This window comes from Rummeliibacillus sp. BSL5, from assembly GCF_052928305.1.
The window spans coordinates 74,238-87,961 of record NZ_JAVGCV010000005.1 but is presented as its reverse complement, the minus strand read 5'-3'; the positions used below and the strand labels follow the sequence as shown (position 1 = coordinate 87,961).

The window sequence follows — 13,724 nt, the reverse complement described above, 5'->3', positions numbered from 1 at the left end:
TAATTCTCTTTAAAAATTTTAAGTTGAATAAATATTTTTGAATTTTTATTTCATAAAAAATGTCGGATGGTGTCGGATTTTATATGTCTTAGGTACAATAAAAATAATTCACAAAAAAGTTGTAATTTTTTAAAGGGGTGACTTGAATGAAACGAATAAAAATCGGATTGGCTTGGCAAATTTTAATCGGGCTAATTCTTGGTATTATAGTAGGTGCTGTTTTTTACGGAAATGAAAACGTACCCAAATATCTTCAACCAGTCGGCACTATCTTTATGAACATGATTAAGATGATTGTCGTACCGATTATCATCTCTACATTGATCTTAGGGGTAGCTGGACAAGGTGACTTGAAAAAGCTAGGTAAATTAGGGATCAAGACAATTGTTTACTTCGAAGTAATTACTACATTTGCTATCATAATTGGTATTTTTGTAGCCGATTTCTTCCATCCTGGTACTGGCGTTAACATGGATCATTTAACAAAAGGGGATATTTCCTCTTATGTAGAGACAAGTGAAAGTGTTAAATCTGGTGGCGGATTTGCTGACACAATCGTCCATATTGTACCTACGAATGTGATACAAGCGATGTCTGAAGGTAATATGCTTGCTATTATTTTCTTCTCAGTATTATTTGGTCTAGGTGTTGCTGCAATCGGAGAAAAAGGGAAACCAGTATTGTCCTTCTTCTCAGGAGTAGCAGATGCTATGTTCTGGGTAACAAATACAATCATGAAATTTGCGCCAATCGGTGTATTTGCTTTAATCTCTGTTACAGTATCAACATTCGGTATTAAGTCGTTGGTTCCACTGGGCAAGTTGGCTATTCTTGTGTATGCAGCAATGATTCTTTTTGTTGTGGTCGTCTTGGGCATTGTGGCAAAAATCTTCGGTCTAAGTGTATTTAAATTGATTCGCATTTTAAAAGACGAACTTTTACTTGCTTACTCTACATCTAGTTCCGAGACAGTTTTACCGCGGATTATGATGAAAATGGAAAAAGCAGGCGTACCAAAGGATATCGTATCCTTTGTTATACCAACAGGCTATTCATTTAACTTGGACGGCTCTACGTTGTACCAAGCAATCGCTGCTTTGTTTATCGCACAAATGTATGGAATTGACTTAAGTCTCGGTCAACAAATTACATTGGTATTAACATTGATGGTAACATCAAAAGGTATTGCAGGTGTTCCAGGCGTATCCTTCGTTGTATTGCTTTCAACTCTTGGAGCTGTAGGTATTCCTTTGGAAGGTTTAGCATTTATCCTTGGTATTGACCGTATCCTGGATATGGCACGTACAGCTGTAAACGTAACAGGTAACTCTTTAGCCTCACTTGTTATGGCTAAATCAGAAGGTCGTTTGGATAAAGAAAAATATGATAACTATTTTGAAAATGAAAAAAATAGTAACTTAGTGTAAAAACTTAGGCTACAGCCATCATAATGGCTGTAGCCTTTTTATTTTGCTTAGAAAGAAACTGTGACATGAAACCAGAAGGAAAAACCTTTAATCCTACAAGGCTACTTGATTTTAAAATTATATTCTGATACAATGAAAAAGTTGTTTTAGTTATCATTGTTAACTATATGGAGGGTATATGAAAAAATATCGCACACTTTTTCATGAGCTAATCTTAACCTACCGACCGTTTGAAACACAGTTAAATGAGCAGCTTTCTAAGCATGGGCTGCATCGAACTCAATGGTCCGTTTTATATTATTTAGTCATGACCGAATTTGCTACGTCCGTAGAAATTGCACGTATTATGGGTGTTGAAAAGCCGAATATTGCAAGAACTATGAAGAGTTTAATCGAAATGGGTTATGTCGACACCATCCAAGGGCAAGACAAACGAGAAAAACGGTTAGTGGTGACAGATAAAGGCATGGAAATATTCAATGAAATCCGCACCACAGTGGATGCTTTTGAACAACAACTGCTCTTAGATGTGGGAGAAGAAGAGCAACTTGCATTTATTCATACTTTGCAAAAAATCAAAAGAAATTTATCTACCAGATCGGAGGAAAATAAATGAGTCACGCAAAAGAAAAGCTTTGGACAAAAGATTTTATCGTCATGTCCTTAATTAACTTTTTTATTCTATTAATTTTCTACTTATTAATGGTAACTATCGCCTCATTTGCAGTGAAAGATTATCATGCAACTACTAGTCAAGCGGGCTTAGTAACAGGGATTTATATTATCGGTACATTGATTGGAAGACTTGGGACGGGGAGAGTTATCGACCACTTTGACCGTAAACATGTTCTGATTGTAGGTCTTGTTCTATTTATTGCTACATTATGCTTGTATTTTATCCACGCGGGCATCACAGTGCTCCTTTTATCTCGTTTTGTAAATGGATTTGCCGTAGGGATTGCTTCTACAGCAACTGGTACCATTGTTGCGCAAGTACTACCGATTTCTCGTAAAGGTGAAGGCATTGGCTATTACAGTATGAGTACAACATTAGGAACAGCGATTGGGCCATTTATCGGAATTCTAATGAGCCAACATACTTCTTACAATATGATTTTTGCGGTTTGTGTACTATTAGGTGTTATTAGTTTAATAATAGGCCTTACAACAAAAGTTCCGCCTATGGAATTGATTCCTGAAGCAAAAGCGGAATCAAAAGGTTTCTCTATTTCTCAATATATTGAGCCAAAAGCAATTCCGATTGCTATTATTACTGTTTGTATGTCATTAGGTTATGCAGGCATCTTATCATTCATCAACTTCTTTGCAAAAGATCGTAACTTAGTAGAAGCTTCTAGCTTTTTCTTTGTTGTGTATGCAATTGCAATTTTAATTACACGCCCATTCAGTGGACGGTTAATGGATACGAAGGGTGCTAACTTTGTCATGTATCCTTGCTTTGTTCTTTTTGGCTTAGGTTTGCTATTACTAAGTACTGCGCATAGCAATTTTGTTCTTTTAGCTGCTGGCGCTATTATTGGGATAGGTTACGGTAATTTATCATCTTCAGCACAAGCTATCGCCGTAAAAGTAACACCTTCTCATCGTATGGGTCTTGCGACTTCTACATTCTTTATCGCAATGGACGGCGGCTTAGGTATCGGGCCATATTTGCTTGGTTTTATTATCCCGCTTATCGGCTACGGAAAACTATATATCTCTTTAGGGATATTTATTTTTATCACATTAGCTCTATACTTCTTGCTCCATGGCCGAAAAGATCATCTTTTAATGGAGAATAAACCGGTTTAATGCATAAAAAACCAGTATAGATATAGATATTATTTTAACGTTAAATGTTTTAGTGCTAAAATAGTGTGTATTGAAGGAAAGGAGTTGTTACTTTTGGGTAAATTAGATGAAAAAGTTGCTATTATTACAGGAGGAGCTGGAGGTATTGGCAGCGGCATGGCGAAAGCGATGGCAAAAGAGGGAGCAATCGTAGTGATTGTTGACTTAAATGAAGAGACAGGCAAAGCAATGGAAAAAGAATTGCAAGCAATCTCGCCAAAGTCTATGTTCATGCAAGCGAACTTAATGGATCGCGAAAATCTTCCAAATATCATAAAAACAGTTGTTGAGAAATACGGAAAATTGAATGTATTAGTAAACAATGCACATGCTTCTAAGCAAGTTACTATTGAAGACATAACACAAGAAGATTTAGATTTGTCATTCAATACAGGGTTCTACCCAACATTTTATTTAATGCAAGCAGCGCTTCCTTATTTAAAAGAAACAAAAGGCAATGTAATTAACTTTGCTTCAGGCGCTGGTATTAATGGTCATGAAACACAAGGCTCATATGCTGCTGCAAAAGAAGCAATTCGTGGTATTTCTCGTGTTGCTGCAAATGAATGGGGCCGCTTTGGCATTAATGTAAACATTATCAGCCCAATTGCCAACTCACCTGGTGTACAAGCATGGGCAAAAGCCCAACCAGAGTACTATGAAGCAGTAAGAAGTAAAATTCCATTGGGCCGTTTTGGCGATGTGGAAGAAGATATCGGCCGTGTAGCTGTATTCTTAGCTTCAGAGGATTCTCAATACATGACTGGCCAAACCTTTATGGTTGATGGCGGTTCTATTATGCTTCATTAATTTTCTCACTATAGCATTTATCAATGAATCAAGAAGGAGTACTCCTTCTTGATTTTTTCATTTCTTTATAAAGGTATACTAGAAGCGCTGAAACCATAATATAGAACAAAATGGACTGATTAATAAAATATGTTTTTGACTATTTTAAATATTTATAATTTATAAAAAATTATGTAGACGAATAGAAAGGAATACATTACAATATGATAAGTAATAAGTAATAAGTAATAAGTATTAAGTATTAAGTATTGCTAGATAGAAAGACTATATTCCTAAATATCTTCTAGATAAAATTTTCAAAATATTTGGAATATAGTAATCAAAGGAGGGCTTTAGATGGTCGCTAACAGTAAATTAAAAAAGTATGCTTCGGTATTTTTGGCTTCTTCATTAGTTGTAGGGCTATTGGCAGGTTGCGGTAGCAAAGACCAATCCACTACGTCAGGCAGCAAAGGTAACAGCAGTAAAGAAGTGAAAATTGGTCTAAATCTAGAGTTGTCGGGCAATGTGGCCTCTTACGGTTCGGGCATTGCAAAAGGAGCAAGACTTGCTATTAAAGAAATCAATGATAACGGGGGTATTGACGGCAAGAAGATTGTCCCTGTCGAAATTGACAATAAATCAGACGCAGCGGAAGCAACGGCTGCTGCTATCAAGCTCGCAACGCAAGAAAAGGTTGTAGCGCAAATTGGTTCAGCTACTTCAGGCAATACTGTAGCGGCTGTACAAATAGCAAATAAAAATAAAATGCCGGTGATCGGGCCATCAGCTACTTCACCGACAGTAACTGTTAACAGTGATAATTCAGTAAATGAATATGCATTCCGTACATGCTTTATTGATCCATTCCAAGGAAGGATTGCAGCAAACTTTGCCTTGAACACACTGAAAACGAAGAACGTCGCTATCTTCTCAGATAGTGCCAGTGATTATGCAAAAGGCTTAGCGAAATCTTTCAAAGAAACAATAGAAGAAAATGGTGGAAAAGTAGTAGCGGAAGAATCATATGTTGCGAAAGATACGGATTTCAAGTCAACGCTTACACGCCTAAAATCCAAGAAACCTGACTTTATCTATATTCCAGGTTATTACGAGGAGGTAGGTTTGATCGTCAAGCAAGCAAGAGAAGCAGGTATCACCGTACCTTTGATGGGCGGAGATGGATGGGATTCGCCAAAAATGGTCGAACTTGCTGGAGGAGATTCGCTTAATAACACATTCTTTACCAATCACTATTCATCAGAAGATCCAGATGAAAAAATTCAAAAATTTGTAGAGGCCTTTAAAGGTGCTAACAAAGACCAAGCACCGGATGCATTCAATGCGTTGGGCTACGATACGGTGTATTGGCTGAAAGATGCAATTGAAAGAGCTGGTTCTACAGATGGCGAAAAAGTGAAAGATGCCTTGGCGGAAACAAAAGAATTGTCTCTCGTAACAGGCACATTCTCTGTGGATGAGAATCACCACCCAGTGAAATCAGCTACAGTACTTGAATTCAAAGATGGCAAACAAGTGTTTAACTCTAAGGTCAATCCTTAAGCTGTTATTTAAAGGGAGGGCATAGACCTCCCTTTTCTAGTTTTTCTATTGTTTTTTAAAAGGAGTGAACTGTATATGGAATGGCTGCAACAATTAATCAACGGAATTTCACTCGGCAGTATTTACGCCTTGATTGCACTAGGTTATACAATGGTTTACGGCATTATCAAATTAATTAATTTTGCGCACGGTGATGTGTTTATGATTGGCGCATTTATAGGTTTTTTTGCAATATCAAGATGGGATTTGGGTTTCTTTCCGGCTCTCCTTCTAGCGATGGTGGTCTGCGCTTTATTGGGCGTGTTCATCGAGCGGGTAGCGTATAAACGTTTGCGCAATGCTACGCGTATTGCTGCATTGATCACAGCGATTGGCGTGTCGCTATTAATTGAATATACAACCATTTTCTTTAGAGGGGCACAACCTGAGGCATATCCTAATGTCGTTTCTTCTAAAACATTTCAATTTTTAGGTGCACAAATTAGTATGCAGTCAATCATGATTCTATCAGTATCTATCGTACTAATGCTAATCCTTCAATTTATCGTACATAAAACAAAGATTGGCAAGGCTATGCGTGCAGTATCTCATGATGTAGAGGCAGCACGGTTGATGGGGATTAATGTGGATAATACGATTTCCGTAACGTTTGCGATAGGGTCAGCCTTAGCTGGAGCGGCAGGAGTTATATTCGGTGTGTATTATACAAAAATTGATCCATTAATGGGGATCATTCCAGGAGTTAAAGCATTCGTTGCAGCTGTATTAGGAGGAATAGGAATTATTCCAGGAGCAGTGGCTGGCGGAATGGTGCTTGGTGTAGTTGAAACAGTTGTTAGTGCGCTCGGTTTCTCTTCTTGGCGGGATGCGGCAGCGTTTATTATTCTAATTCTCATATTAATCTTTAGGCCATCGGGTATTTTTGGCAAGAACACCCGAGAGAAAGTGTAGGTGAGCGTGCATATGAAAAAGTCTAAAATCTTTTGGATTTACATTGCAGTGGCGCTTGTGGTCTATGCCATTGTTGAGCTATTGATTGTCAATGGCCAACTTGATATGTATTATTCCAATCTATTTATTACCATTGCTATTAATATCATACTAGCTGTGAGTTTACATTTAGTCATTGGCATTACTGGCCAATTTTCGATTGGACATGCGGGATTCTTAGCTGTTGGGGCTTATATTTCAGCTATTTTTACTACCAACCTAGGCTTTCCATTCCCTGTTGCTCTAATCATTGGTGCAATTGTTGCAGCTGTAGCAGGACTTATTGTTGGGATACCGACATTGCGCTTAAAGGGAGACTATTTGGCAATTGCCACACTAGGATTTGCTGAGATTATACGAATTATTTTCTTGAATATTGATTATGTCGGTGGCGCTGCAGGGATGCAGGTTGATTATTTGACGACTTGGACATACGCGTTTTTCGGCGTCCTAATTACAATTATTGTAATTGCAAACTTTACGAATTCAAGACATGGTAGAGCATGTATCGCCGTACGAGAAGATGAAATTGCAGCAGATGCAATGGGGATTAATACAACGTATTACAAGGTATTGGCATTTGCAATCGGTTCATTCTTTGCTGGACTTGCAGGTGGGCTATTTGCACACAACTTCTTCATCATACAACCATCACAATTTGGGTTCTTAAAATCCTTTGATATTTTAATTTATGTTGTTTTGGGTGGGCTGGGAAGTTTATCTGGTGCTGTCATTGCAGCTATTTTATTGACAGTTATTTCTTTATACTTACAAGACTTCCCTGAAACTCGAATGATTATTTATAGCTTAGTCCTCATTATTGTTATGTTATATCGACCATCAGGCTTAATGGGAACTAAAGAAATAACGGACTTCTTTAAATTCAACAAAAAAGCAAAAGGAGGAAAAGTCAATGAGTGACCTTCTTTTGAAAGTAGAAAATGTAGGTATTCAGTTTGGTGGTTTAAAAGCAGTATCCGGATTAAATATGGAAATGCATGCAGGCGAATTAATTGGGTTAATCGGACCGAATGGCGCTGGGAAAACAACAAGTTTCAATATGCTGACAGGTGTTTATAAACCTACTGAAGGCACCATTATTTTTAATGGAAAGAAAACAAATAATATGTCGCCTCACCAAGTAACAAAAAGCGGTGTCAGTAGGACGTTTCAAAATATTCGACTCTTCAAGGATTTAACGGTATTAGACAATGTAAAAGTAGCCAATCACTCTTTGGCACACCATTCTGTCATCAGTTCCATTTTTCGTTTGCCAAATTATTTTTCGGGTGAAACAAAAATGGAACAAGAATCTATAGAATTTTTAAAGATTTTTGGGCTCGATCCCTACATGAATGAATTGGCTAAAAACTTGCCGTATGGTATGCAAAGGCGGTTAGAAATCGCCCGTGCACTAGCAGCTAAACCTAAGCTTTTGCTTTTAGATGAACCAGCTGCAGGTATGAACCCACAGGAAACGCAAGATCTAATGGGTTTAATTGCTCTTATACGGGAAAAGTTTGACCTAACCATTTTGCTGATCGAGCATGATATGGGATTGGTGATGGGGATTTGTGAGCGCATCTATGTACTGGATCATGGCCAACTAATAGCTGAGGGCAAACCGGAAGAAATCAGGAACAACAAGAAAGTCATTGAAGCGTATCTTGGCGAGGAGGTTACGGAGTAGATGCTAATAATTAATGAGATTAATGTATTCTATGGGAATATCCAAGCATTAAAAGGCGTCTCCTTAGAGGTTAATGAAGGAGAGATTGTGACATTAATCGGCGCAAATGGCGCCGGGAAAAGTACACTCTTAAAAACGGTCTCTGGCCTTTTAAAACCAAAGCAAGGAACCATTGAGTTCCAAGGTAAAACAATTGCTGGTAAAGCAGCTCAAACTATCGTGAAAGCTGGAATATCTCACGTACCTGAAGGTAGGCGAGTTTTTTCAAACATGTCAGTGGAAGAAAATTTGGATTTGGGTGCTTATTTACGTAAGGATCATAAAGCCGTAGCAGAAGATAAAGAACGGATCTTTAAAATCTTTCCAATCTTATTGGAGAGGCGAAAACAGCTATCCGGGACACTATCAGGTGGAGAGCAGCAAATGCTAGCGATGGGGCGAGCAATTATGGCACGTCCAAAACTACTTCTATTAGATGAACCATCCATGGGATTAGCTCCCTTAATGGTAAAAACAATTTTTCATACCATTGAAGAAATACGTAAAGAGGGAACGACCATTTTGTTAGTCGAACAAAATGCACATATGGCTTTATCAATAGCAGACCGTGCATATGTAATAGAAACGGGTCACGTAGTATTATCTGGACTAGCAAAAGATTTACAAGAGGCAGAACAAGTAAAAGCTGCTTACTTAGGTGGATTATAGTATCTGATTATACCTCATTATATGGGATAAATTTTTATAGGCTGCGCAATCTATCAATGTAGATTGTGCAGTTTTTTATTTTTTATTGTTAAAAAGACTCATCTTTTTCCTGATACTAGTAGATAAATCTGGGTGTATTGTTATAATAGGCATGGGAAAATTATTTTTTATATCCAAAAATTACAAAGGGGTTAGACAAAATGATGAAAAAGAAGTTAGCTATGTTCCTTGCCTCCATACTTTTTCTTTCAGCAAGCATAGCAAACTTACATGTAACGACAGCCCATGCAGCTGAAAATGACACTTCAATACTTAACGCACCTTCATTGTTCATGACAGAGGTAGTTCCTAAAAATGCTGAATCAGAAGGAACAAATGCTTATCAATTTGTGGAGATTTACAATAATGCCGATAAAAATATTTCCTTAAATGATTACAAGCTCCGCTACCGCTATCTTGAAAATTTGAAAAAGGAAGATGACGTTTTGACTCCTGAAACTGAGGACATCACGATTCCAACAGGAGGTTCGATTGTCTACTGGATTGTACAAGATAATACGAAAACTGTGGCAGACTTTAATCGTTATTACGATGTGAATCTAATTGAAAATGAAACAATCGTCAAGGTAACTGCTACGAAACCTTTGGAGGTTAATGGTGTTCAAGGTCTTGCACTGGCAACAAACACAGGGGAAGATGTGGCAATTGCCTACTATAATGAAGTACCTGGAGTAATAGATACTGTAGCAGACAAAGGAATACTCTATACATATTCAGGAACGCCAAAGGACAAGATGTTGAAAAAGTATAGCAGTAGAACCTATGATGCCACGCCTGGCTATGTATCGCCAGAGCAAATACCATCTGAAAAAGTGGTTATTCCAAAAGATGAACAAAAGCCGGAAATCCAAGACGTTTCTACGCCTGAGGTGAACGTCGAACAAAATGATTTGTTATTCTCTTTTAACCTATATGATAATATTTCAATTAAAACAGCTCGCTTGTACTACAAGACCAATGATGAAGAGTCATTTAAAGCCATTGACCTTACTAAAAAGAGCGGCAGTAGCCTCTATAAATATACAATTCCCTCTACAGACCTGATTGGGAAGGAATATGTAGAGTATTACTTAAGCGTATCTGATGGAACAAATACGCAAGAGATTGAGAAGAAAAAAGTAGAGGTAATGCAAGAAAGAATACCTCAAGGACTATCACTCAATATACAGAATGATACTGTTCTCTCGAAAAATATATTAGTAAAAGCCTTTAATACAGAAAAAAATTCAAAATCTTCTTTATTGATTGATCAAGAGGATGTAACAGGAAAAACAACAGAGGCCTTGGAAAGCAAGGCGTACTTAGTCATGGATGTTAATAAAATTGATCGTTATTTTGAAAATGGTGTGACGATTGGTAAGGATGTCCTGCAAATATTCCATGACAAAATCACCTCGTATAAAACACTTATTGTTCCTGTGGACCCCAAGTATTTTACAAAAGGGAAGAAGCGAGCATTTGCTATTCGGTCCGGAACAAAGGTATCGCCTTTTGATGAAAATTCAAAAGAAAATCGTGATGACTTTGTTGTCAAACATATGCGATTAATATTAAGTGACGGAACAGTTCTCTACGATCCTAAATATGCAGATCCGGAAAAGGAATGGAAAGTTGGCGATAGCAAAGGGTCAAAGCCTATTCTAAAAATAAGCTTTGTTGTACCGGACGAACAGTTTTCAGCAAGCTCCTTTAAATGGAATACAAAGAGTGCAAAAGAGGGAACCCATACCATTATGGCAAAGAGCGGGAAGAAAACAGTCAAATCCACTGTCTTTGTTGATAATACGCCGCCAGTGATTGTTCCATCTATCCAAAAGAATAAGCTTTATAAAGGCAAATTCACCATTAACGCTGAATTAAAGGATGACTATGCAGGCGTCCAAAAAGTAGTGGCAAAGCTAGATGATAATGAGATTGCTTTGCCGTTTAATACTTTTTCAGCAGCGTTAACACCAGGTAGCCATACTTTACGAATTGAAGCAACGGACCAAGCTGGGAATCGCTCAGTGAAAACTACAACGTTCCAGGTAGTGGAAGAACAACCTTATCTACCTCAGTTAATGATACCCTATGAAAAATCAGTCGATGTTCCTCTAGCACCGAAGTTGAAGGTTACTGTCGGTGACCCAACTGGAGACGATTTGCATGTTTCATTTAAAAAAGCGTATCAATATACTGCAAATCAAGATGAACATATAAGAGCATATGAAAATAAGACAGATAATGAACCACCGAAGGATCTCATATCAAATGGGGAAAAGTCTATAGAAAATGTTGATTCGATAGCTACACCAGATAAAAAATACGTAACGACAACGGGCACGGACAAGTATCCATACCATCGCTTTGAAGTATCATTGGATAAAGAAGTAGACCTTGCAAAAGATGAGGTTGAAATAAATTGGGAGGGCAAATCTGTTATTGGTCGTAGAGTATCGCTCTACGTGTGGAATTTTGACAAACAAAAATGGCAGGTTCAAGAATGGAAAATCGCCAACAATAATAAAAACTTTAAATTGAATGCTGTCATTTCAGGAACTGCATTCGCACGTGACCACAAAGTGCAAGTATTGGTTCAAGATGAAGTAGCTCAGACGAATCAATTTAATTATTCCTTTGTTTGGATGACAGATACTCAATATTATGCGAAAAGCTATCCGCAAATCTATAAAGAAATGACAAAGTGGATTGTGAATCAGCAAGATGAAATGAAGATTAAATATGTATTCCATACAGGAGACATAATTGATATGCAATCAAAGAAAAGCCAATGGGTCAACGCAGACGCTGCAATGAAAACATTGGATGATGCAAATGTTCCGTATGGCGTGTTGGCAGGCAATCATGATGTCAACCACATTGATTTTAACTACAATACATTCTATAAATATTTTGGTGAAAAACGTTTTATCAACAAAGATTATTACGGTGAGTCTTATGATAATAATCGTGGCCATTATGATTTAATCAGTGAACAAGGCAATGATTTCCTTATGCTTTATATGGGATGGGGAACTGATGAAGAGAGTATAGAGTGGATGAATAAAGTACTACAGAAATATTCAGATCGTAAAGCTATACTTAATTTCCATGAGTACCTACAACCGTCAGGCGATAGAAGTTTCCTGGGAAATACTCTCTTTGAAAAAGTAGTAGAAAAGAATCCAAATGTCATTCTTGTTTTATCAGGTCATTTCTTTGGAAGTGAAACACGAGTAGATGAGATTGATGACAATGGTGATGGTCACCCTGATCGTAAAGTATATCAAATGCTAACTGATTATTCCGGTGGTCCTGAAGGTGGACAAGGGTTTATGCGCATTCTCCAAGTAAATCCTATCGAGAATAAAATTTATGTGAAAACCTATTCTCCATATTTAAATAAATATAATTTTTATAATGCGGATGACTATCCAGGCAAAGATGAATTTGTTATTGAAACAGATTTAACGCCAAAAGAGAAAGTAGTAGCAACCGATTCGTTTAATGTAAATGTCTATACGAATACCAAAATTGGCGCAACTCAAAATGTAAAAAACAATGAAGCTGCTAAAGTAGTATGGAAGGACCTCGAGAACAATACACAATACTACTGGTATGCAGATGTAACAGATGATTACCAAGGAAAAGTCCGCTCGCCAATCTGGACTTTCAAAACGGTTGAAACTGGTGATGGATTAAAAGATTACGCAGTATCTATTAAAGATGCGAATGGTACTGTTGTATCTCAACAAACAATACGAGATGATGAAGCATTAGAGGTACCTAAAAAAGCAGGCTATACTTTTGCAGGATGGTATACAGATAATTCATATAAAAAAGAGTTTGATTTTGATACGATGTTAAAAACTGAGACAGTGGTTTTTGCGAAGTTTATCAAGAATCCTGAAAAACCAGCTAAGCTTTCTGTATCAGGCAAAACCTATAATCAAATTACTGTAAGCTGGAAGGGATCGACAGATGTAGAAGGCTACATCATTTATCGCGCTGTAGAGAAATCAGGCAAATATGAGAAAATAGCTACCCTAAAAAACAGTAAAGTAACAACATATATAGATAAAAAAGTTTCACTGGGGAATACGTATTTCTATAAAATGCGTGCTTACAAGAATGTGGAAAATACAAAATTGTATAGTCCTTACACAGACATAAAATCAGGAAATGCTATATTGGCAAAGCCTACAAAGCTGAAGGCCAAGGAAGTATCGAAGGACAAGCTTCTTTTCTCATGGAAGCCTGTAAGTGGAACGCTAGGCTACGAAATTTATAAAGCACCACGCAAAGGATCAAACTATAAAAAACTGATGGCAATCAAAGGTTCTAAAGTGAGTGCTGCTAGTAGAAACATAAAGAACGGCAAAAATTTAGATTATAAAATTAAGGCATATCAAACGGTCAAAGGCCACAAAATATACAGTGAGTTCTCAACCGTTACCAGGTCATCGAAGTAACTGATAAAGAAGACATATACACGTGTTGTATTTGTCTTCTTTTTATATGCATATTTTTATATCTAGGCCATATATATGAAATGTTGGATCTATCTTAATAGAAAATATTTTTGAATATAGTTTAAAAAACTTGAATATTAAGATAGTTTCAGACATCATTATATATGAAAGCGCTATCTATTTAATAGGATAGTA

General features: G+C 37.2%; 10 protein-coding genes. All 10 read left to right on the top strand.

All coding sequences use genetic code 11. From position 1 onward, the window contains the following. Positions 1–146: 146 nt before the first annotated feature. The 10 genes from RCJ93_RS14000 to RCJ93_RS13955 all read left to right on the top strand — a co-directional run bounded on the left by RCJ93_RS14000 (position 147) and on the right by RCJ93_RS13955 (position 13,529). Complete coding sequence (locus RCJ93_RS14000; RefSeq protein WP_066791026.1) at positions 147–1,427, top strand: cation:dicarboxylate symporter family transporter; 1,281 nt, start codon at positions 147–149, stop codon at positions 1,425–1,427. Positions 1,428–1,605: 178 nt separating this feature from the next. Beyond that, entirely contained in the window at positions 1,606–2,043 is a 438-nt protein-coding gene (locus RCJ93_RS13995; RefSeq protein WP_066791024.1) for a MarR family winged helix-turn-helix transcriptional regulator, read from the top strand. Next, positions 2,040–3,239 carry an MFS transporter gene (locus RCJ93_RS13990; protein WP_147197459.1) on the top strand — a complete coding sequence of 400 codons (1,200 nt, stop codon included), beginning with the start codon at positions 2,040–2,042 and terminating at the stop codon, positions 3,237–3,239. The genes RCJ93_RS13995 and RCJ93_RS13990 overlap by 4 nt, the downstream gene beginning before the upstream one ends. A 93-nt stretch (positions 3,240–3,332) precedes the next feature. Then, the gene (locus RCJ93_RS13985) at positions 3,333–4,088 is read left to right on the top strand and encodes an SDR family NAD(P)-dependent oxidoreductase (protein WP_147197457.1); all 756 of its coding nucleotides are present in this window, start codon (positions 3,333–3,335) and stop codon (positions 4,086–4,088) included. 336 nt (positions 4,089–4,424) lie between these two features. Beyond that, the gene (locus RCJ93_RS13980) at positions 4,425–5,630 is read left to right on the top strand and encodes an ABC transporter substrate-binding protein (RefSeq protein WP_066791015.1); all 1,206 of its coding nucleotides are present in this window, start codon (positions 4,425–4,427) and stop codon (positions 5,628–5,630) included. A 75-nt stretch (positions 5,631–5,705) separates the two neighbouring features. Continuing rightward, on the top strand, positions 5,706–6,581 hold the full coding sequence (locus RCJ93_RS13975) for a branched-chain amino acid ABC transporter permease (protein WP_066791013.1): 876 nt from the start codon (positions 5,706–5,708) through the stop codon (positions 6,579–6,581). Positions 6,582–6,593: 12 nt separating this feature from the next. Then, a complete protein-coding gene (locus RCJ93_RS13970; protein WP_147197451.1) occupies positions 6,594–7,541 on the top strand; it encodes a branched-chain amino acid ABC transporter permease in 948 nt (315 codons plus the stop codon). After that, positions 7,534–8,310, top strand: coding sequence for an ABC transporter ATP-binding protein (locus tag RCJ93_RS13965; protein ID WP_150285370.1), 777 nt, complete (start codon positions 7,534–7,536; stop codon positions 8,308–8,310). The genes RCJ93_RS13970 and RCJ93_RS13965 overlap by 8 nt, the downstream gene beginning before the upstream one ends. Continuing rightward, positions 8,311–9,018 (top strand): ABC transporter ATP-binding protein, encoded by a 708-nt coding sequence (locus RCJ93_RS13960; protein WP_446739314.1) that lies wholly within the window; start codon positions 8,311–8,313, stop codon positions 9,016–9,018. 200 nt (positions 9,019–9,218) lie between these two features. Further along, a complete protein-coding gene (locus RCJ93_RS13955; RefSeq protein ID WP_446739313.1) occupies positions 9,219–13,529 on the top strand; it encodes a metallophosphoesterase in 4,311 nt (1,436 codons plus the stop codon). Positions 13,530–13,724 lie beyond the last annotated feature (195 nt).